General features: G+C 63.1%; 20 protein-coding genes and 1 pseudogene. 13 read left to right on the top strand and 8 right to left on the bottom strand.

The window, feature by feature from the left end; translation table 11 throughout:
• The first annotated feature begins 9 nt into the window (after positions 1-9).
• From purN to nadC, 6 genes and pseudogenes are all read left to right on the top strand, one after another.
• On the top strand, positions 10-663 hold the full coding sequence (purN, locus tag F6X39_RS28635) for a phosphoribosylglycinamide formyltransferase (protein WP_187619048.1): 654 nt from the start codon (positions 10-12) through the stop codon (positions 661-663).
• Entirely contained in the window at positions 660-1919 is a 1260-nt protein-coding gene (locus F6X39_RS28630) for an RsmB/NOP family class I SAM-dependent RNA methyltransferase (RefSeq protein ID WP_187619047.1), read from the top strand. Before purN ends, F6X39_RS28630 begins: the two co-directional genes overlap by 4 nt.
• Positions 1920-2009: 90 nt before the next feature.
• A pseudogene (locus F6X39_RS28625) lies at positions 2010-3374 on the top strand (mechanosensitive ion channel family protein).
• Positions 3375-3574: 200 nt separating this feature from the next.
• The gene (locus tag F6X39_RS28620; protein ID WP_187619046.1) at positions 3575-4771 is read left to right on the top strand and encodes an acyl-CoA desaturase; all 1197 of its coding nucleotides are present in this window, start codon (positions 3575-3577) and stop codon (positions 4769-4771) included.
• Between the two features lie 131 nt (positions 4772-4902).
• Positions 4903-6042: a quinolinate synthase NadA gene (gene nadA, locus F6X39_RS28615; protein ID WP_187619060.1), complete on the top strand. Its 1140-nt coding sequence runs from the start codon at positions 4903-4905 to the stop codon at positions 6040-6042.
• Positions 6042-6965, top strand: coding sequence for a carboxylating nicotinate-nucleotide diphosphorylase (gene nadC / locus F6X39_RS28610; RefSeq protein WP_187619045.1), 924 nt, complete (start codon positions 6042-6044; stop codon positions 6963-6965). The genes nadA and nadC overlap by 1 nt, the downstream gene beginning before the upstream one ends.
• Positions 6966-7089: 124 nt before the next feature.
• On the opposite strand, the gene nadB is transcribed toward nadC, so the two are convergent.
• The 4 genes from nadB to radC form a co-directional block, all read right to left on the bottom strand.
• Positions 7090-8688 (bottom strand): L-aspartate oxidase, encoded by a 1599-nt coding sequence (nadB, locus tag F6X39_RS28605; RefSeq protein ID WP_187619044.1) that lies wholly within the window; start codon positions 8686-8688, stop codon positions 7090-7092.
• A gap of 226 nt (positions 8689-8914) precedes the next feature.
• Entirely contained in the window at positions 8915-9082 is a 168-nt protein-coding gene (gene rpmG / locus F6X39_RS28600) for a 50S ribosomal protein L33 (RefSeq protein WP_008919555.1), read from the bottom strand.
• Between the two features lie 10 nt (positions 9083-9092).
• Positions 9093-9326 carry a 50S ribosomal protein L28 gene (rpmB, locus tag F6X39_RS28595; protein WP_007180631.1) on the bottom strand — a complete coding sequence of 78 codons (234 nt, stop codon included), beginning with the start codon at positions 9324-9326 and terminating at the stop codon, positions 9093-9095.
• 210 nt (positions 9327-9536) lie between these two features.
• Positions 9537-10451 carry a RadC family protein gene (radC, locus tag F6X39_RS28590; protein ID WP_184072717.1) on the bottom strand — a complete coding sequence of 305 codons (915 nt, stop codon included), beginning with the start codon at positions 10449-10451 and terminating at the stop codon, positions 9537-9539.
• 206 nt (positions 10452-10657) lie between these two features.
• Here radC and F6X39_RS28585 point away from each other — a divergent pair, with 206 nt between their 5' ends.
• The 7 genes from F6X39_RS28585 to F6X39_RS28555 all read left to right on the top strand — a co-directional run bounded on the left by F6X39_RS28585 (position 10658) and on the right by F6X39_RS28555 (position 17728).
• On the top strand, positions 10658-11113 hold the full coding sequence (locus tag F6X39_RS28585) for a peptidylprolyl isomerase (protein ID WP_090801560.1): 456 nt from the start codon (positions 10658-10660) through the stop codon (positions 11111-11113).
• 2 nt (positions 11114-11115) lie between these two features.
• A complete protein-coding gene (gene ispH / locus F6X39_RS28580; protein WP_187619043.1) occupies positions 11116-12075 on the top strand; it encodes a 4-hydroxy-3-methylbut-2-enyl diphosphate reductase in 960 nt (319 codons plus the stop codon).
• A 541-nt stretch (positions 12076-12616) separates the two neighbouring features.
• Positions 12617-13819, top strand: a complete 1203-nt coding sequence (locus tag F6X39_RS28575) for a branched-chain amino acid ABC transporter substrate-binding protein (RefSeq protein WP_187619059.1) — start codon at positions 12617-12619, stop codon at positions 13817-13819.
• A gap of 228 nt (positions 13820-14047) precedes the next feature.
• A complete protein-coding gene (locus tag F6X39_RS28570; RefSeq protein ID WP_184051600.1) occupies positions 14048-14998 on the top strand; it encodes a branched-chain amino acid ABC transporter permease in 951 nt (316 codons plus the stop codon).
• 26 nt (positions 14999-15024) lie between these two features.
• Complete coding sequence (locus tag F6X39_RS28565) at positions 15025-16194, top strand: ABC transporter permease subunit (protein ID WP_184023149.1); 1170 nt, start codon at positions 15025-15027, stop codon at positions 16192-16194.
• Positions 16195-16214: 20 nt separating this feature from the next.
• Positions 16215-17006 (top strand): ABC transporter ATP-binding protein, encoded by a 792-nt coding sequence (locus tag F6X39_RS28560; RefSeq protein WP_090801554.1) that lies wholly within the window; start codon positions 16215-16217, stop codon positions 17004-17006.
• Between the two features lie 17 nt (positions 17007-17023).
• Complete coding sequence (locus F6X39_RS28555; RefSeq protein ID WP_409258974.1) at positions 17024-17728, top strand: ABC transporter ATP-binding protein; 705 nt, start codon at positions 17024-17026, stop codon at positions 17726-17728.
• Positions 17729-17847: 119 nt separating this feature from the next.
• Here F6X39_RS28555 and F6X39_RS28550 read toward each other — a convergent pair whose 3' ends face one another.
• The 4 genes from F6X39_RS28550 to F6X39_RS28535 form a co-directional block, all read right to left on the bottom strand.
• Complete coding sequence (locus tag F6X39_RS28550; RefSeq protein ID WP_018421572.1) at positions 17848-18141, bottom strand: GYD domain-containing protein; 294 nt, start codon at positions 18139-18141, stop codon at positions 17848-17850.
• A gap of 263 nt (positions 18142-18404) precedes the next feature.
• Positions 18405-18878 carry a GNAT family acetyltransferase gene (locus F6X39_RS28545; protein ID WP_187619042.1) on the bottom strand — a complete coding sequence of 158 codons (474 nt, stop codon included), beginning with the start codon at positions 18876-18878 and terminating at the stop codon, positions 18405-18407.
• 19 nt (positions 18879-18897) lie between these two features.
• Positions 18898-20082: an acetylornithine transaminase gene (locus F6X39_RS28540; RefSeq protein ID WP_187619041.1), complete on the bottom strand. Its 1185-nt coding sequence runs from the start codon at positions 20080-20082 to the stop codon at positions 18898-18900.
• A gap of 313 nt (positions 20083-20395) precedes the next feature.
• Positions 20396-21427 (bottom strand): CDP-6-deoxy-delta-3,4-glucoseen reductase, encoded by a 1032-nt coding sequence (locus tag F6X39_RS28535; protein ID WP_184058155.1) that lies wholly within the window; start codon positions 21425-21427, stop codon positions 20396-20398.
• Positions 21428-21449: the final 22 nt, after the last annotated feature.

Raw genomic sequence — 21449 nt, 5'->3', positions numbered from 1 at the left:
AATCCGCGCATGAAAAAACTCGTCATCCTGATTTCCGGGCGGGGTAGCAACATGGAAGCCATCGTGCGCGCCTGCGCGAGCGAGGGCTGGCCGGCGCGGGTCGCCGCCGTGATTGCCAACCGTCCCGATGCCGCGGGGCTCGCGTTCGCGGCGTCGCATGGCATCGCCACGGCGGTGGTCGACCACCGCCAGTTTCCGGATCGCGACAGCTTCGACGCGGCACTCGCCGAGCAGATCGACGCCATCGCGCCGGACCTCGTCGTGCTCGCGGGCTTCATGCGCGTGCTGACCGAGCGCTTCGTCGACCACTACGCAGCGCGCATGCTGAACGTGCACCCGTCATTGCTGCCGAGCTTTCCGGGTCTGAAGACCCATCAGCAGGCGCTCGACGCCGGCGTGCGGTTCCACGGTGCGTCGGTGCATTTTGTCACATCAAAGCTGGATCACGGGCCGATCGTCTTGCAGTCGGCGGTGCCTGTCGAGGCGGGCGATACCGCACAGTCGCTCGCCGCACGCGTGCTCGCCACCGAGCACATCATTTATCCACGCGCGGTGCGCTGGTTCGTCGAAGGGCGTCTCGCTCTGGACGGCTCGCGCGTCACGCTTACGCCGTCGGAGCCGCAATGGCTCTTTGCCGGTCACACCGCCGGAGAGGGCGCATGAGATTGCATGGTTTCCTGATTGGACAAACTGAAACGCTGCTGGCCGAAGTGCTGCGGCTGAACGGCCCCGCCGACGCCACCACGAGCCGCTTCTTCCGCGCGCATCCGAAGCTCGGGCACGCCGAGCGCGGCGTGATCGCCGAGGCGGTGTTCGCCGTGCTGCGCCGCCGGATGGAGTTCGCGCATCTGGCCGAAAGCGGCACTGGCAGCCCCGCGCGCCGCATGGCGCTGCTGGGCCTGATGCAGACGGCCGGACGCTCGGCGCTCAAGCCGTTCGTCACCGAGGCCGAGGCGACGTGGCTCGAACACGTGGCGAAGATCGACCCGGAAAGCCTGCCACTGCGGATTCGCCTGAACCTGCCCGACTGGATCAGCCAGGCGCTCAGCTCGCGCTTCGAGGCCGCCGAGCTCGCGCAGCTGGCCGCCGCGCTGAACTACCCGGCGCCGCTCGATCTGCGCGCGAACCCGATCAAGGCGAGCCGCGACGACGTGCTGGGTGCGCTGTCGAAGGCGGGCATCGAGGCGGGCGCGACGCCGTTCGCGCCGCTCGGGGTGCGCGTGGTCGGCAAGCCGGCGCTCACCAAGCTCGACGCGTTCCAGCAGGGCTGGCTCGAAGTGCAGGACGAGGGCAGCCAGCTGCTGTGCTCGGTGGTCGCGCCTCGGCGCGGCGAGATGATCGTCGATTTCTGTGCGGGCGCTGGCGGCAAGACCCTGGCGCTCGGCGCGGCAATGCGCTCGACCGGCCGGCTCTACGCGTTCGATATCTCCGAGCGGCGTCTCGCGAAGCTGAAGCCGCGTCTCGCGCGCAGCGGCCTGTCGAACGTGAACCCGGTGCTGATCGACAGCGAACACGACGCGAAGATCAAGCGTCTGGCTGGCAAGATCGACCGCGTGCTCGTCGATGCACCGTGCAGCGGCCTCGGGACGCTGCGCCGCAACCCGGATCTGAAGTGGCGCCAGTCGCCGGAGTCGATCGCCGAGCTGGCACCGAAGCAGGCGTCGATTCTCACGAGCGCGGCGCGTCTCGTGAAGAAGGGCGGCCGGCTCGTCTATGCTACGTGCTCGATTCTCGAAGCCGAAAACGAGGCGGTGGTGCAGCAGTTCCTCGCCGATCACCCTGATTTCGCGCTGGTGCCGGTGCGCGACGTCCTTGCCGAGCAGCGTATCGAGCTGGAGATGGGCGACTACCTGTCGCTGTGGCCGCACCGCCACGCGACCGACGGCTTTTTCGCCGCCGTGCTCGAGCGCCAGAGCTAGGCAACCGGCTGCAGGCCGGCGCGCGGATTGGCGGATGAAACCGCGCGCGCCAGCCATTCCGGCGACATCCATGCATACGACTTTACCCACATGTTCAGCGACATCGCGCGCGACTTCGGTCAGCGCGTGATGCTGTGGCAGGTCGCGATCCTGCTTGCGACGCTGCTCGTCGCGTGGCTGCTCGCGCGGACGCTGCGCCGCCGCATCAAGCGGCCGCAATCGACGCGCTACGAGAGCCTGCGTTTCGGCATGGAAAGCCTCGACCGGGCGGCTTTTCCGCTGATCGGCGCGGCACTGGTGTGGCTCGCGCGGGCGATCGCCGGCCAGTTCATGGACACCGCGCTGCTCGATCTGGCGCTGGCGCCGCTCGCCGGCATTGGGCTGATATACATCGTGTTCTTCTTCGGCGGGTGTTCAACCGCGAAGGTGGCGAGCATCCGTGGCTGTTTCTCGTCGAGAAGATCGTGTCGGTGGTCGTGTGGATCGGCATGGTACTCACGCTGTTGGGCATTCAGAACGCCGTGATCGCGTGGATGGACAGCGTGAGCTTTGGCGTCGGTAATGCGCATATGACGCTGCTGTCGCTGATCACGGGGCTGTTGCGGGTCGCTGTCACGTTGATCGTCGCGATGTGGCCCGGCTCGTCATTCGAAGATCGCCTGATGCGCTCGAAGACGCTCGACGCGAATCTGAAGGTCGTGGTCGCGCGCGTCGGCCGAGCCGCCTTCGTGCTGGCGGCGATCCTGATCAGCCTGTCGATCGTCGGCATCGACATCACGGTGCTCGGCGTGTTCGGCGGCGTGCTCAGCTTCGGGATCGGCTTCGGCATGCAGAAGATCGCGAGCAACTATGTATCGGGCTTCATCATCCTTCTCGATCGCTCGTTGCGGATCGGCGACACGATCAACGTGAGCGGGCTGCAGGGCCGCGTCACGCAGATCCGCACACGCTATACCGTGGTGCGCGGACTCGACGGCATCGAGACGCTGATTCCGAACGAAAAGCTGATCACCGACGTCGTGCAGAACCAGTCGTCGTATCTGACCCGCGGCTATGCGCGGGCGGCCGTGCAGATCGCCTACACATCCGACGTCGAGCCGGCGATGACGCTGCTCGCCCAGGCCGCCGCCGACGTGCCGCGGGTGTTGCGCGAACCGGGGCCGACGCCATTTCTGGTCGGCTTTGGCCGGGACGGCATCAATCTCGAGTTGGGGTTTCTGGATCGAAGATGCGGTGAGCGGCACGTGGCGTGCTCTCAACCGTCAACTGCAATATCTGGCGTCTCTTTTCCGAGCACGGCATCACTATTGCGCTCCCGCAACGCGAGGTACGCATCGTCGGTCAGGCAAGCGGCGCAATGCCGCACCCGGTGGCGATGACCGATCCGGTTTCCGACACCACGCGTCCGATCCCGCGCTCAGGCCCGCCAACCGTGCCGCCAACGACGGCCGTTAAGCCCCATTTCGCGCCGCGGCAAGGCATGCGCCAGTGCCCAGGCAACCGCTATCGACTTGATTGCGCACAAAAAATCCCTATTTGTTACAAACACTTGGAACCGTTCAAGTAGAATATCGTCCTATCCCGCTGTATGCTTTCACTTTCATGACACGCGCGCCGCGTGTGCTTCGTATCTCTCGTTCTGCAGGTAACTTACCTTGTTGAATTCTTTGCTCGATTTCCTTGCCCACGGGCTGCTGCGTTTCTCGTGGTGGCAACTCGTCGTGTACACGCTGATCGTGACGCACATCACGATTATCGGCGTGACCGTCTATCTGCATCGCTGCCAGGCGCATCGCGCGCTGGATCTGCACCCGATCGCCAGTCATTTTTTCCGCTTCTGGCTGTGGATGAGCACCGGCATGCTGACCGGCCAGTGGGCCGCGATTCACCGCAAGCACCACGCGAAATGCGAGACCGAAGAGGATCCGCACAGCCCGCAGACGCGCGGCATCTGGAAGGTGCTGCTCGAAGGCGCCGAGCTCTATCGCACCGAAGCGAAAAACGAAGAAACGATGCGCAAGTTCAGTCACGGTACACCGAACGACTGGATGGAGCGCAACGTCTACACGAAGTACCCGATTCTTGGCGTGAGCCTCATGATGGTGATCAACGTCGCGCTGTTCGGCGTCGTCGGCCTGACCATCTGGGCCGTGCAGATGGTGTGGATCCCTTTCTGGGCCGCGGGCGTGGTCAACGGCCTCGCGCACTTCTGGGGCTATCGCAACTTCAATTCGTCGGATGCGAGCACCAACATTTTCCCGTGGGGCATCATCATCGGTGGCGAAGAGCTGCATAACAATCACCACACGTATGCGACGTCGGCGAAGCTGTCGAACAAGTGGTACGAGTTCGACATTGGCTGGATGTACATCCGCATCATGCAGGCGTTTCGTCTGGCCAAAGTGAAGAAGGTCGCACCGACGCCGCGGCTGACCACCGGCAAGCTCGTGCTCGATCAGGACACGCTGCAGGCCGTGCTCGCGAACCGCTACGAAGTGATGGCGCGTTACGCGAAAGCGATCAAGCGCGCATACCGCCAGGAGCTCGCGCATCTGAAGGAAGTCGGCGCGCGCGAAAAGTATCAGGTGATGCGTGGTGCGCGCAGCTGGTTCCACAAGGAAGAGGCGGGCCTGAACGAGCCGCAGAAGCTCCAGCTGCCGCAGATTTTCGCGAACAGCCAGAAGCTGAAGACCTACATCGACATGCGCAACGAACTGGCGGCAATGTGGGAGCGCTCCAACGCGTCGCGCGAGCAATTGCTGGTGCAATTGCAGGACTGGTGCCATCGCGCAGAGCAGAGCGGTATCAAGGCGCTGCAAGACTTCGCGATGCGGCTGCGTCGCTATGCCTGAAATCCATTAAAATTTCAGGACGTCACAAAACCCCGCGCTGGCGGGGTTTTGCATTTATGGGCCGTGGAAATGCATTGCGCGTGTAGCGCGATCGGCAAGCCGCGGCGGCCAGGTGGAGGGCAGAGGAGATGATGGAGCAGCAGGCGATCAGGACCGTCGAATTCGATCGGCCTCAGGCGCAGGGCACGACCTGCGGGATCGGGCAGGCGTGGGCGAAGGTGCCCGAGACGCCGTCGGCGGAAGAAAAGCGGGCGCTGAAGGCGCGCATTCGCGAATTACTCAAGCGCGAGAAAGCGGTGCTGGTCGCGCACTATTATGTCGACGCCGAATTGCAGGAACTCGCCGACGAAACCGGCGGTTGCGTGGCCGATTCGCTGGAAATGGCGCGCTTCGGCCGCGATCACGAGGCGCAGACGCTGGTGGTCGCGGGCGTGCGCTTCATGGGCGAGACCGCAAAAATCCTCAGTCCAGACAAGCGCGTTCTGATGCCGGATCTGGATGCGACCTGTTCGCTCGACCTCGGTTGTCCGGTCGACGAGTTCTCGGCGTTCTGCGACGCACACCCGGACCGCACGGTGGTCGTGTACGCGAACACGAGCGCGGCCGTGAAGGCGCGCGCGGACTGGATGGTGACGTCGTCGATCGGGTTGGAGATCGTCGCCGATCTGCATGCGCGCGGCGAGAAGATCATCTGGGCGCCGGACCGTCATCTCGGCAGCTTCATCCAGGGCAAGACCGGCGCGGACATGCTGATGTGGCAGGGCTCGTGCCTCGTGCACGACGAATTCAAGGGCATCGAACTCGATCTGCTGCGCGCCGATTATCCGCACGCGAAGGTGCTCGTGCATCCGGAGTCGCCGGCCAACGTGGTCGCCCAGGCGGACGTGGTCGGCTCGACCACGCAGTTGATCGACGCCGCGCAGAAGCTCGACGCGACGCACTTCATCGTCGCGACCGACCTCGGCATCCTGCACAAGATGCAACTCGCCGCGCCCGGCAAGACGCTGATTGCCGCGCCGACGGCCGGCAACAGCGCGACCTGCAAGAGCTGCGCGCATTGCCCGTGGATGGCGATGAACGGACTCGCCAATCTGGCCGATGTGCTCGAGCGCGGCCACAACGAAATCTTCGTCGAGCGTGGGATCGGCGAGCGTGCGCGTCGACCTATCGATCGCATGCTCGATTTCGCGGCGCGTCACAAGAAGCGCGTGCAGGCGAGCGGCGATCTCGCGCGCGACGCGCAACTGTATTCGAATGTGGGGGCAGCGTAATGAAGGTGGTGGAGAAGGCGCCTGAGCAGGTAGTGGCGCGCGAAGGGGCCGACGCAGTGTCGCCGCTTTTCGCGGCGATTCACGCGCAATATGGCGTGGCGTTCGACGCGGCGCTCGCACGCAATGTCGCCGATGCACTCGCCGAAGATATCGGCACCGGCGATCAGACCGGCCGCCTCGTGCCTGCCGATGACGTTCGCGACGCGCGCATCATCGTGCGCGAGGAAGCGGTACTGTGCGGCGTGCCGTGGTTCGATGCGGTGATGCGCGCGGTCGATCCTCGCATCGTAGTTCAATGGCGTTACCGCGAGGGCGACCGCATGAGCGCCGACACGACGGTCTGCGATCTTCGCGGGCCGGTGCGCGCGCTGCTGACCGCCGAGCGCAACGCGGTGAATTTCCTGCAGCTGCTGTCGGGCGTGGCGAGCGCGACGCGCCGCTATGTCGACGCGATTGCTCACACGCACGCGCGCGTTCTCGATACGCGCAAGACGCTCCCGGGCTTGCGGCTCGCGCAGAAGTACGCGGTGCGCATCGGCGGCGGTGCGAACCAGCGGCTCGCGCTGTACGACGGCATTCTGATCAAGGAAAACCATATCGCCGCGGCCGGCGGCGTGGGCGCGGCGATGGACGCGGCGTTCGCGTTGAATGCGGGCGTGCCGATCCAGATCGAAGTCGAAACGCTCGAACAACTGGAAACTGCGCTCGCGCATGGCGCGCAGTCGATCCTGCTCGACAACTTCTCGTTCGACATGATGCGCGACGCGGTTCGCATCACGGCCGGGCGCGCGGTGCTCGAAGTGTCCGGCGGCGTGAATTTCGAGACCGTGCGCACGATCGCGGAGACTGGCGTGGACCGCGTGTCGATTGGCGCACTGACCAAAGACGTGCGCGCGACCGACTACTCGATGCGGATCGTTTGAGCGCCACGCGTTTTAGCGCGACAGTCGACGCTCGTGACGACTCAACAAGGCCATTGCCGGAGCTTACCGGCAATGGCCTTGTCGTTTGTGGCGTCGTTTCAGCGTGTACCTCGGCCCAAGGCTGTCAGGTATTCGGCCTGCGTACATACTTCGGCGTGAGCACCGTCGGTAGCGCCTTGGGTAATGTGGACGGCCAGTCGCGGCTGAAATGCAGGCCGCGGCTTTCGCGCCGCGAGCGCGCGCTGTCCACGATCAGCGACGCCACATCGACCAGATTGCGCAGTTCCAGCAGATCGCGGCTCACCTTGAAGTTCGCGTAGTACTCGTGGATCTCGTCGCGCAGCAACGCGAGCCGATGCTTCGCGCGCTCGAGTCGCTTGTCGGTGCGCACGATACCGACGTAGTTCCACATCAGCCGGCGCAGTTCGTCCCAGTTGTGCGCGACCACGACCTCCTCGTCCGGATCGGACACGCGGCTTTCGTCCCAGGCCGGCAGCGGCGCGTGAACGGCGGCAGCGAAGCCTTCCTCTTCGATCGCCTTGGCGGCGGAGCGGCCGATCACGAGGCATTCGAGCAGCGAATTGCTGGCAAGTCGGTTCGCACCGTGCAGGCCGGTGCAGGACGTTTCGCCGACCGCGTAGAGACCCGCGATATCGGTGCGGCCCGCCAGATCGGTGACGACGCCGCCGCACGTGTAATGTGCGGCCGGTACCACTGGAATCGGCTCTTTCGTGATGTCGATGCCGAACTCGAGGCAGCGTGCCAGGATCGTCGGGAAATGCTCGTGCAGGAACGCGGCCGGCTGGTGGCTGATGTCGAGGTACACGCAATCGATGCCGCGTTTCTTGATCTCGAAGTCGATCGCCCGCGCGACGATGTCGCGCGGCGCAAGCTCCGCGCGCTCGTCGTGATTGGGCATGAAGCGCGTGCCATCCGGCAGTTTCAGAATGCCGCCTTCGCCGCGCACTGCTTCCGAAATCAGGAACGACTTCGCGTACGGGTGAAACAGGCACGTCGGGTGGAACTGGATGAATTCCATGTTCGACACGCGGCAGCCGGCGCGCCATGCCATCGCGATGCCGTCGCCGGTCGCGGTGTCGGGGTTGGTCGTGTACAGGTAGACCTTGCCGGCGCCGCCGGTCGCGAGCACCGTATGCGGCGCTTCGATCGTAACGGTGCGGCCGCTTTGCAGATCGAGCGCATACAGACCATGGCAGCGGCGGCCGGGCAGGCCGAGGCGTTCGGACGTGATCAGGTCGATTGCGTGATGGTCTTCGAACAGCGTGATGTTCGGATGCTGGCGCACCTGCTCGCTGAGCGTGGCGACGACCGCATGGCCGGTCGCGTCGGCCGCGTGAATGATCCGGCGATGGCTATGGCCGCCTTCGCGCGTCAAATGAAAGCCCAGTTCGGCGGCCTCGTCTTTCGTGAACGGCACGCCCTGTCCGATCAGCCATTCGATCGCGGCGCGCCCATGCTCGACGATAAAGCGTGTCGCCGCCTCGTCGCACAGGCCGCCGCCTGCGGTCAGCGTATCGCGCACGTGATTCTCGACGCTGTCCGCCGAATCGAGCACCGCGGCGATGCCGCCTTGCGCCCAGTCGCTCGCGCCTTCGGTCAGCGATCGCTTGGCGATCACAGCAACGCGCCGTGTCTGCGCGAGATTGAGCGCGACGCTCAAACCAGCCAGACCGCTACCGACAATCGCCACATCGAATTCCATTGCCCACATCTCCGTCTTTCGTTTTGCGATGACGGCGCGCGAACCGCACGCCGCGAAAACGACAAAGGATACGCGCCGCATCGCCCTGGCGAAAGCTGGCCGAACGGAATAGGGCGATTCGCGCGCGCCTTGCGGAGCTATCGCGAGGTCCGTGCAAAAACAAAAAAGCCTCGCACGAATGCGAGGCTTTTCATGTTTTTGCCTTCGTCAGGCTGGAGAGCCAAGATTACTTGATCTTGGTTTCCTTGTAGTCAACGTGCTTGCGGATGACCGGATCAAATTTCTTGATCAGCATCTTTTCCGGCATGTTGCGTTTGTTCTTCGTGGTCGTGTAGAAGTGACCCGTGCCTGCGGTCGATTCCAGCTTGATCTTGTCGCGTGCGCCTTTCGCCATGATTTACTCCTTAGGCTTCACCGCGTGCGCGCAAATCTGCGAGCACAGCGTCGATACCGTTCTTGTCGATCAGGCGCAGGCCGGCGTTCGAAACGCGCAGACGCACCCAACGGTTTTCGCTTTCCACCCAGATACGGCGGTTTTGCAGGTTCGGCAGGAACCGGCGCTTGGTCTTGTTGTTCGCGTGGGAAACGTTGTTGCCGCTCATCGGCGCTTTCCCAGTTACTTGGCATACGCGTGCCATGAGAGCACTCCTAATACGCTAATTCTGAGTTCGAACGCCGTGAAAGTTTCCCGAAAAGAGCCGCGCTGAAAGTGTGCGAAGTTGCGCCGAATTTGCATTGAGACACTTCGCTACCACAGCTGCCTGACCTTTGCGGAACGCCTTGATGGCTTCGGAACAGGGGGTTGGAAATAGGCAAACCGGAATTCTAGCAGAAAAAAAGCCGCAAAATCAAACCTTATTTGCGATGCGGGATGCTGCGCCGTACGGCGGCCATTCCGCTTCCCGCGCTCGGGCGGGCTTGCGCGCGAGCCCCGGCCAGCCGGCGCGGGCGAACGAATATACGGTGTCCGCGCCGATCACCAGATGATCGATCAACTGCACATCGACGAGCGCGAGCGCGTCGCGCAGCGTCTGCGTGAGGCGGCAGTCGCTGGCACTCGGCTCGACGGCGCCGGACGGATGATTATGCGCGACGATCAGGCTGGCCGCGTTCGCGGCGAGCGCCCGCCGCACGATCTCGCGCGGATACACGGCCATGCGCGTGAGCGAGCCGCGCGCGCTTTCCTCGCAGCGGATCAGCCGATGCCGGGCGTCGAGAAACAGCGACACGAACACCTCCTGCGGCTGTCCGCCGATCAGAAGGCGCAGATAACTTTCGACCGCTTCGGGCGAATTCATTAGCGGGCGCTTGCGCATCTTGTCGACGAGCGAGCGACGCGCCATTTCCATGATCGCGAGTAATTGCGCTTTTTTCGCGGGGCCGATGCCGCGAATGCCGTCGAAGTCCGCATAAGTCGCGTCGAGCATCGCGCGCAGGGAGCCGAAGCGATCCAGCAGCGCCCGCGCGACGCTGAACACGTCGTGACCGGGCAGGCCAGAGCCGAGCACGAGCGCGATCATTTCGGTGTCCGACAGCACGTCGGGGCCCTGCTCGATCAGTCGCTCGCGCGGCATGTCGCGCCGGAGCCATTTACCCCGAAACAGTTGCCGCCGGCAGCGGGCGGTGGAGTCGGCGGCTTCTGACGGGGCCTCGGCCGACCGATTCGCGGCGGCTTTCACGCCGCCTCCGGCGCGTGCCGGCGCCTTCGGTCGTCGCAGCGTTGGCGCAGGTGTTTCGTCGATTGTGCTGGCGAAATCAGCCATATATATAGAGTCCTCCGCGTAAGGTTGACGGCGCACGCGGCGCAATGCGCCGCCGGGCCGTGCCGCCCTCGCGCGCGACGGACTCAAGCCGGCGCCCGCTAGGTGGCTTACAATAGACACTTTGCGCACGGCACGCCGACGGTTTGCCACACGCGTCGACTGCCCCGCGGCGCACGCGTGCAGCGCTTCGACTGAGCGAGCATTGCATGAGCATCATCGATATTTCCGAGGTGAAACCCGGTTCACACGTCACGCTGCATTACCGGCTTTCCCTTGCCGATGGCGCCGAAGTGATCAACACGTTCAACGACAAGCCGGCCACGCTGCTGCTCGGCGCCGGTCAACTGGCGCCGCCGCTGGAAGATATTTTGCTGGGTTTGAAGGTGGGCCGCCATTCGACCTTTCAGCTAGCGCCGGGCCAGGCGTTCGGCCCGCGCAATCCGGATCTGATCCAGCGCGTGTCCCTCGCCACGCTGCGGGAGAACAGCATGATCGGCGAGGATTTTTCCCCGGGTGACCTGGTCGAATTCAACGCGCCGGGCGGCGGGCGCTATGCCGGCGTACTGAAGGAAGTTGGCGAAACGTCGGCCCTATTCGATTTCAATCACCCGCTTGCCGGCCAGGCGCTGGCGTTTGAAGTGAAAATCATCGGGATTCTGTAAACATGAGCATCACGGATACGACTCTTGCCGAAGCGGAGATCCTGCTGGCCCAGCCGCGCGGGTTCTGCGCCGGCGTCGACCGGGCGATCGAGATCGTCGAGCGGGCCATCAAGCTGTATGGCTCGCCGATCTACGTGCGTCACGAAATCGTCCATAACGCCTATGTGGTCGAAGACCTGCGCAAGAAGGGAGCGATCTTCATCGAGAACCTGGACGAAGTGCCGGCGGGCAACACGGTGATCTTCAGCGCGCATGGCGTGTCGAAGGCCGTGCGCTCGGAGGCCGAGTCGCGCGGGCTGCGGGTGTACGACGCCACCTGTCCGCTCGTGACCAAGGTGCATATCGAAGTCGCGAAGATGCGCCAGGACGGTTTCGACATCGTGATGATCGGCCACAAGGGCCACCCGGAAGTCGAAGGCACGATGGGCCAGGCGGCCGAGGGCATGCATCTGGTCGAGGACATCGAGGATGTGCAGGCGTTGCAGCTCGCCGATCCGGAGCGGATCGCCTTCGTCACGCAAACCACGCTGTCGGTCGACGACGCCGCCGAAATCATCGGCGCGCTGAAGGCCAAGTACCCGTCCATCCGTGAGCCGAAGAAGCAGGACATCTGCTACGCCACGCAGAATCGCCAGGACGCAGTGAAGTTCATGGCGCCGCAGTGCGATGTCGTGATCGTCGTCGGCAGTCCGAACAGCTCGAATTCGAACCGCTTGCGCGAGCTCGCCGAGAAGCTCGGCGTGCCAGCCTATATGGTCGATTCGCCCGATCAGATCGATCCGCTTTGGGTCGAGGGCAAGCGCCGCATTGGCGTGACCGCCGGTGCGTCGGCGCCGGAGGTGCTGGCGCAGGCGGTGATCGCGCGTTTGCGCGAACTGGGTGTGCGCAACGTGCGCGCGCTCGAGGGCATCGAGGAAAACATCGCGTTTCCGCTGCCACGCGGGCTCGGTCTGCCAGCCTGACAATCCGTTAGCTACACTGAAAGGAAAGCGCGCCCGTGGGCGCGCTTTTTTTATGCCCGTGCCGACGAACCTCTGATTAAATTAAGTGCCACATCGAATGACCGGTCAACTTTCGGTGGTCTCGCGCACAAATTATCTTGAATTGTGATCGGGCTTTTATAGATTTTGGCACCATACGTCCCCGTTTTAAGCTCGCCAAAGCCTTAAGACGGATTGAGCATGCACTGAATTGGTGCAATTTACCGAGCGCGCGCTAAATGGTCATACCCGACGCAAAGCCCGGCCTATCCGGGATTCGCGCCGATCGCCCGCAACACTTGATGCCAGCGGGTTCGGCGCCGGTGCAACTGGTGCACGAAATCGGATCGCAACCAGGTTGCGCCTTTTAACGGATTTCGCTCTCAAAATCAGGTTGCAATGCAGGAAAACCCCACCGGTTCAACAATATTGCCACCCGCATAATTGGAGTTACAATGCGCGCGTTCTCAAGGCCTTGAGGTCCTGGACAGTGGATTTTGCAAGGCGCAGGAGACCTTACTTGATGCGAGTCAAATTTGCTTACGCCGTGTCCATCGCGGCCACGGTTGCGATGCTGACCGCGTGCGGCAAGAAACAGGATGGCGAAGCGGGAACGGGCGCATCGGGGGCCTCGGCCGCGGCGGTTGCCGCCGCGAGCGAAGCGACTATCGTGAAGATCGGTCATGCGGCTCCGTTGACGGGCGGCATCGCGCACCTGGGCAAGGACAACGAAAATGGGGCGCGCCTCGCGGTCGAAGAAATCAATGCGCAGGGTTTGACGATCGACGGTCGCAAGATCCAGCTGCAACTCGACGCGCAGGACGATGCGGCGGACCCGAAAACCGGCACCGCCGTCGCGCAGAAGCTGGTCGACGATCACGTGGTCGCGGTGATCGGACACCTGAACTCCGGGGTCTCGATTCCGGCGTCGAAGATCTATAGCGACGCGAGCATCGTCGAGATCTCGCCGTCGTCGACGAATCCGGCCTATACGCAGCAAGGGTTCAAGACGACCTATCGGGTGGTCGCGACCGACGCGCAGCAGGGTCCGGCGCTCGCCAATTACGCGACGAAGGCGCTGGGCGCCAAACGCATCGCGGTCGTGGACGATGCGACCGCCTACGGCAAAGGTCTCGCGGACGAGTTCACGAAGACCGCCGAGGCGGGCGGCGCGAAGATCGTCGCGCGGGAGGCGACGAGCGACAAGGCAACGGATTTCCGGGCCATTCTCACGAAGATCAAGAGTGTTCAGCCGGACGCCATCATGTTCGGCGGCATGGACGCGACGGGCGGGCCGTTTACGAAGCAGGCGGCGGCGCTCGGTATCAGGGCAAAAATCCTTGGCGGCGACGGTGTGTGTACCGACAAGGTAGGTGAGCTGGCGGGTACCGCCGTGCAAAACCTGGTCTGTTCGGAAGCAGGACTCGCACTTTCGAAAATGACCAATGGAGCGGACTTCGAAAAGAAGTACGAGGACCGCTTCCACACGCCGGTGCAGATTTACGCGCCGTTCACGTATGACGCTGTGTACGTGATCGTCGATGCAATGAAGCGCGCTAATTCTATCGAGGCGCCCAAGGTGCTGGCTGCGATGCCTTCGACCGATTACAACGGGGTAATCGGCCACATCGCGTTCGACGACAAGGGTGATTTGAAAGAGGGCGCCATTACGCTTTACGACTTCAAGGACGGCAAGAAAGCAGTGCTCGACGTCGTAAAGATGTGATGACGGGAAGTTCGGCCTGACGGCACCGACACCATCCAACGGTGCCGTTTTTGCATCCGCCCAAGGTGAGCTCGCGACCGCATCACGGTCGTCAGGGCAAGCCGGCAACGGATAACCCTTACCGGTCTTTTACATCAGTACCCGCAGTGCCGTTGAGATTCGTAGCGCATCACCGCCCACCGGCAGATGAAAAACGCGAATCCAGTCGCACGGGCTAAGGAGCATTAAATGGATATCTTCATCCAGCAGATCATCAATGGACTGGTGCTTGGCAGTGTCTACGCCATCATCGCACTGGGCTATACGATGGTTTACGGCATTCTGGGCATCATCAACTTCGCCCACGGCGACGTGTTGATGGTGGGCGCGATGGTTGCGCTCTCCGCCATAGGTGTGCTGCAGAACCACTTCCCCGGCCTCGGCAATGTGCTGACGCTCGTGATCGCGTTGATCATCGCGGCGGCGGTCTGCGCGGTGGTCGGCTACACGATCGAGCGGGTCGCCTACCGGCCGTTGCGGCGTGCGCCGCGTCTCGCGCCGCTGATCACCGCGATCGGTGTATCGATTCTGCTGCAGACGCTCGCGATGATGATCTGGTCGCGCAATCCGCTGCCGTTCCCGCAGCTGTTGCCCACCGACCCGCTCAACGTGATCAAGGCCACCGACACGACGCCCGGCGCCGTGATCTCGATGACTGAAATCGTGATCATCGTGGCGGCGTTCCTCGTGATGGGCGGCCTCCTGCTGCTCGTGCACAAGACCAGGCTCGGCCGTGCGATGCGCGCGATCGCCGAGAACCCGAACGTCGCGAGTCTGATGGGTGTGAACCCGAACTTCGTGATTTCGGCGACCTTCATGATCGGCTCGGCGCTGGCTGCGCTCGCCGGCGTGATGATCGCGTCCGAATACGGCAACGCGCACTTCTACATGGGCTTCATCCCTGGCCTGAAGGCCTTTACCGCGGCGGTGCTCGGCGGTATCGGCAATCTCGGCGGCGCGATGGTCGGCGGCGTGCTCCTCGGCCTGATCGAACAGTTGGGTGCCGGCTATATCGGCGACCTCACGGGCGGCGTGTTCGGCAGTAACTACCAGGACGTGTTCGCGTTCATCGTGCTGATCGTCGTGCTGGTGTTCCGTCCGTCGGGCCTGCTCGGCGAACGTGTCGCGGATCGCGCCTGATCCCGGGCCACAAGGAGTTAACAATCATGACCTCAATTCAACCGATCGAGCCGTCCACGACGCTCATCCCCGAAAAGAACCGCACGAAGACGCTGACTATCGGTATTCTCACGGCGATCTTCGTGATCGCGGCGCCGATGGTCATCGGCGCCGCGGGCGGCAACTACTGGGTCCGCGTGCTCGACTTCGCGATGCTGTACGTGATGCTCGCGCTGGGCCTGAACGTGGTGGTCGGCTTTGCCGGCCTGCTGGACTTGGGCTACATCGCGTTCTACGCGATCGGCGCCTACACGGCCGCGCTGCTGAGCTCACCGCACCTCGCGACGCAATTCGCGTGGATCGCGCATCTCGCGCCGAACGGCATCCACGTGCCGATCTGGATCATCGCGCCGATCGCGATGGCGCTCGCCGCGATGTTCGGGATTCTGCTCGGTGCGCCGACACTGCGTCTGCGTGGCGACTACCTCGCGATCGTGACCCTCGGCTTCGGGGAAATCGTGCGGATCTTCATGAACAACCTCGACCGTCCGGTGAACATCACCAACGGCCCGAAGGGGATCACCGGGATCGATCCGGTGTCCGTCGGCGGCTTCAGCCTCGCGCAGACACACTCGCTGTTCGGCATGCAGTTTCCGTCGGTGTACCTGTACTACTACCTGTTCGTGCTGTGCGCGCTGTTCGTGATCTGGACCTGTACGCGTCTGCAGCATTCGCGCATCGGCCGCGCGTGGGCCGCGATCCGCGAAGACGAAATCGCGGCCAAGGCAATGGGCATCAATACCCGTAACGTGAAGCTGCTTGCGTTCGCGATGGGCGCGTCGTTCGGCGGCCTGTCGGGCGCGATGTTCGGCTCGTTCCAGGGTTTCGTGTCGCCGGAATCGTTCACGTTCTGGGAATCGGTCGTGGTGCTCGCCTGCGTGGTGCTCGGCGGCATGGGCCACATTCCGGGCGTGATCCTCGGCGCGGTGCTGCTCGCGGTGTTCCCCGAGTTCCTGCGCTCGACGATGGGTCCGCTGCAGAACATGATCTTCGGCCATGAAATCGTCGATACCGAAGTGATCCGTCAGTTGCTGTACGGCCTCGCGATGGTCGTGATCATGCTGTACCGCTCGGAAGGCCTGTGGCCCGCGCCGAAGCACGAAGACAGGATTGCGAAGCTGGCGAAGCGTGGCGGCAAGAAGCCGGTGCGCGCATAAGGTCCGGTGGAGAAAAAGACATGAGCGATAACGTAAGCAACAACGCAGCGATCCGTCTGTCGGTGAAGGGCGTCAACAAGCGCTTCGGCGGGCTGCAAGCGCTTTCCGAGGTCGGCCTGCAGATCCGCGCGGGCGAGATCTACGGTCTGATCGGCCCGAACGGCGCCGGCAAGACCACCTTCTTCAATGTGATCACGGGTCTGTACACGCCGGATTCAGGCGAGTTCAAGCTCGACGGCGAGAGCTACACGCCGACCGCGGTCTATCAGGTCGCGAAGGCGGGCATTGCGCGCACGTTCCAGAACATCCGTCTGTTCGGCGGCATGACCGCGCTCGAAAACGTGATGGTCGGCCGTCATGTGCGCACGAAGCACGGTCTGCTCGGCGCGGTGTTCCAGACGCCGGCCGAACGCCAGGAAGAGCGCGAGATCAAGGAGCGCGCGCTCGAACTGCTCGACTACGTCGGCATTACGCAGTACGCGGACTATACGTCGCGCAACCTGTCGTATGGCCACCAGCGGCGGCTCGAAATCGCGCGTGCGCTGGCGACCGATCCGAAGCTGCTCGCGCTCGACGAACCGGCGGCCGGCATGAACGCCACCGAGAAGGTCGAGCTGACCAGGCTGCTCGACAAGATCCGTGCGGACGGCAAGACGATTCTGCTCATCGAACACGACGTGAAGCTCGTGATGGGTCTGTGCAATCAGATGACGGTGCTCGACTACGGCAAGGTGATTGCGCAAGGTCTGCCGCAGGACGTGCAGAAGGATGCGAAGGTGATCGAAGCTTATCTGGGTGCGGGGGTCCACTGATGTCCACGACGCAAGCAATGTTGAAAATCAAGGGCCTGCAGGTCAACTACGGTGGCATCCAGGCGGTCAAGGGTGTCGACCTCGAGGTCGGGCAGGGCGAACTCGTCACGCTGATCGGCGCGAACGGCGCGGGCAAAACCACGACGATGAAGGCGATCACCGGCCTGAAGGCGTATGCGGCCGGCGACATCGAGTACATGGGTCAGTCGATCAAGGGCCTGCCCGCGCATGAGCTTCTGAAGCGCGGTCTCGCGATGGTGCCGGAAGGGCGCGGCATTTTCGCGCGCATGTCGATCGTCGAGAACATGCAGATGGGTGCGTATCTGCGCAACGATGTCGATGGCATCAAGTCGGACGTCGAGCGCATGTTCGGCTTCTTTCCGCGTCTGAAGGAGCGTGCATCGCAATACGCGGGCACGCTGTCGGGCGGCGAGCAGCAGATGCTCGCGATGGCACGCGCGATCATCTCGCGGCCCAAACTGCTGCTGCTCGACGAACCGTCGATGGGTCTGTCGCCGATCATGGTCGAGAAGATCTTCGAAGTGGTGCGCCTGATTTCCTCTGAAGGCATGACCGTGCTGCTCGTCGAGCAGAACGCGCGGCTCGCGCTGCAGGCGGCGAATCGCGGCTACGTGATGGACTCCGGTCTGATCACGATGTCGGGCGATGCGAAGCAGATGCTCGACGATCCGAAGGTTCGGGCCGCCTATCTGGGTGAATGAGTGGGTGAATGAGTGGGTGAATAGTTGGACGTATGCCCTTTGCGCACACGTCCGGCTTGCAACGCGCCCCGCGATGCAATGTCGCGGGGCGCGTTTTATTTTTCTGGTTGGGACGTGAATTAAGGGAGTCGCCCGATAACCGAACTGATTTCGTCTTTTGTGAACGCACGCAGCGTTTGCGAGCGGACATTGCCGGCCGAGCCGAGTGCGAAGCCGAAGGCGAGGAAGCTCTGCTCGTCTGCCGCTTCGACGACCGAGACAACGTCGTATGCCCCTAACGTCCAGTAGATCTGCTTCATCTCGCAGCCAAAAGATTTCGCCATTTCCGCCGCCTGCCCGGCTCGCTCTGCACTGTTCTTGATCGTGCGGATACCCTGATCCGTAAATTGCAGGAGCACCACATAAGTCGCCATGAAGATTCCCCTTAGGATTCCAACGCGTTGGGACTCAGACGCATGAGCCGCCCCCGGGGGGGAAGGGTCGCGATTCGCCGCAAACCTGTCTTTCCAGCGCCGGCGTCGTCTCGTGCGTAAACGATTTTAGGCAATCCGACTGCTCGCCATCTGCTATTTGTCCGAATCCGCCGATATGTGCGCTGCTTCCGGGAGAACCATTGAAAAAGCCGCATGCGTCAAGCAACGCATGCGGCTTTCTTTAATCAGGCGTACGACGCGAATCAACTGGCCGGGGCCGCGTCGGCGTATTGGCCGAGCCGCTTGCCGAGGCTGATCACCGCATCGGTGCGATACCCGAGCGCATCGTAGAACGCCCGTATTTCAGCCGTTGCCGACGACAGTACCTGCAGGTTCAGCTTCGGACAACCAAGCTTCGTCAACTCGCTCTCGACGTGCGCGACGAGCCGCGTGCCGATGCCATGACGTCGCAGCGATGCGTCGACCGCGAGCGAATACAGCCAGCCGCGGTGTCCATCATAGCCGCCCATTACGGTGCCGACGATGCGTCCATCGAGCACCGCGACGAAGAACAGCTCCGGTTGCGTCGCGAGCTTGTTGGCGATCGACAGACGCGGGTTGCGCTGCGGTCGCGTCACGTCGCGATGCTCGGGAAACACGTCCTGCCATAGCGCAATCACGGCTTCGGTATCGGTCGCGTCGAAGCGGCGGATCGACAGCGTCGTGTTCGTTGTCATCGGTGCGCTCCGTGGTTGATTACAGCGAGTCGAGAACCGAGCGCAGCATCGCCAGCATCTGGTCGATTTCTTCGGTCGTCACGTTAAGCGCCGGCATGAAGCGCAGCAGGTTCGGACGCGCGGCGTTCAGCAGCACGCCGTCGGGTTGCATGTCGCGCGCCTTCTCGACAATCTGGTTGCCGATGTCCTTGCCGAGCAGCAGCGCGCGCAGCAGACCCTCGCCGCGCTCGCCCTTGAAGCCGCGCTCCTCGGACAGCTCGAGCAGCTTCGTGCGCAGATATTCGCCGCGCGAGCGCACGCCTTCGAGGAAGCCCGGCGCCGTCAGCTGCGAGATCACCGAGTAGCCGACCGCGGTCATCAGCGGATTGCCGTTGTAGGTGCCGCCCTGATCGCCCGCTTCGAACACGGCGATTTCCGCCTTCGACAGCAGCGCCGCGAGCGGCACGCCGCCGCCGATGCCTTTGCCGAGCGTCATGATGTCCGGCTCGATGCCCGACAGCTGATACGCGAACAGCGTGCCGGCGCGACCGCAGCCGCTTTGCACTTCGTCGACGATCAGCAAGATGTTGTGTTTTTTCGTCAGCTCGCGCAGTTGCTGCATGAACTCGCGGGTTGCGGGGATCACGCCGCCTTCGCCCTGGATCGGCTCGAGCATCACCGCGACGGTCTTCGCGTTGATCAGCTTTTCCACCGACGCGATGTCGTTCAGGTCCGCCTTCGGGAAGCCCGGCACCTGCGGCGCGTAGATCGTGTCCCAGCCCGGCTTGCCGCTGGCCGACATCGTCGCGAGCGTGCGGCCGTGGAAGCTGTGGTCGAACGTGATGATCTCGAACGCGCCGTCCTTGAACTTCCTGCCCCACTTGCGCGCGAGCTTGATCGCGCCTTCGTTCGCCTCGGCGCCGCTGTTCGCGAAGAACACCTTGTCGAAGCAGCTGTGCTGCGTGAGCAGGCCCGCGAGCTTCGCCATCGGCTCGTTGTAGAACGCCGGCGACGGGTTGATCAGCAGCTTGGCCTGCTGGTTCAGCGCTTCGATCATGCCGTCGTTGCAGTGGCCGAGGCAATTGACCGCCCAGCCCTGAATGAAATCCAGGTAGCGCTTGCCGTTGTTGTCGTAAAGCCACGAGCCTTTGCCGTGCGTGAAAACGATTTCAGGTCGGTTCGTGATGTACATCAGCGAATCGATTGGATACTCATTGAAATTCATGACGGCAGGCTCCAGGCAAAAGGGTAAGAGCAGAGTGAAGAAACGGTGACGGTTTGGCCAATAAAAACGACGGCCGGAAAAACAGAAAAGCCACGGCATGCCGTGGCTTTCATGATTCGAACAGCTTGCGCCCAGGTTTTGTGTGGCGCGAGTCCGTGACGAAGCCAGCGGCGTCCCTAAGGGAGCGGCGAGCGGCGACGTCGGAATTCGGACTGGATGCGGTTCATGCGCGAAAGAATACGATAAGAAAAGCGCTGGTGTAAACCATGAATTTGCACTGGCGCTGCATCGGGGGGAATTTGCCGCCGTGCAATCAGACCGCGTTCGCGAGATCGGCCGCGCTGGTGAACGAGTCCGCGTAGAACTCGTCTTCCGGCAACTGGTGATGCTGTGTGAAGTCGCGCAGCGCCGATTCGACCATCACCGGCGCGCCGCATGCATACACCTGGTAGGCCGACAGATCGGGCAGATCCTCGATCACCGCCCGATGCACGAAGCCCGTGCGGCCCGTCCATGCGTCGCCCGCATCGGGCTCGGAGAGCACTGGCACGAACTTGAAGTTCGGAATCTCGCGCGCCCATTGCTCGGCGAGTTCGAGCAGATACAGGTCTTTCTTGCGGCGCGCGCCCCAGTAGAGCGTCATGGGGCGCGTCATGCTCTTGAACACCGCATGCTCGACGATCGCCTTCAGCGGCGCGAAGCCGGTGCCCGACGCGAGCAGCACGATCGGCTTGTCCGAGTCTTCGCGCAGGAAGAACGTGCCGAGCGGCGCTTCGAAGCGCAGGATGTCGCGCTCCTTCATCGTGTTGAACACATGGTCGGTGAACGCGCCGCCGGGCATGTGGCGGATGTGCAGTTCGACCGGGCCTTCGACGTGCGGCGCGCTCGCCATCGAATAGCTGCGGCGCTTGCCGTCCTTCAGGATGAATTCGAGGTACTGGCCGGCCAGATATTGCAGACGTTCGTTGGCGGGCAGTTGCAGCTTCACGACGATCACGTCGTCGGCCTTGCGCTCGATCGCGTTCACGCGGCACGGCAGTTTCTTGACCTGCACATCGCCGACGCCGGCCACTTCGCGGATGTCGACTTCGAGATCGGAGCACGCGCTCGCGCAGCACAGGAGCGCCATGCCGCGCGTCTTTTCGTCGTTCGACAGCGCCGACGACGAGTGCGCGCGCTGTTCGACCTCGCCGCTCACGACCGTGCCTTTGCACGAACCGCACGCGCCGTTCTTGCAGCCGTACGGCAGGCCGATGCCTTGACGCAGCGCTGCGGAGAGCACCGGTTCGTCCTGTTCTACCTGAAACTGCCGGCCGGTTTGCCGGAGCGTGACGTTAAATGCCATAAAGTGTTCGGAATCGAAAATT

Origin of the sequence: Paraburkholderia sp. UCT2 (assembly GCF_014397665.1) — a bacterium.
GTDB classification, from domain to species: domain Bacteria; phylum Pseudomonadota; class Gammaproteobacteria; order Burkholderiales; family Burkholderiaceae; genus Paraburkholderia; species Paraburkholderia tuberum.
Note: the sequence above shows the minus strand (reverse complement) of the source record. Positions and strands in the feature narration are given on the sequence as shown.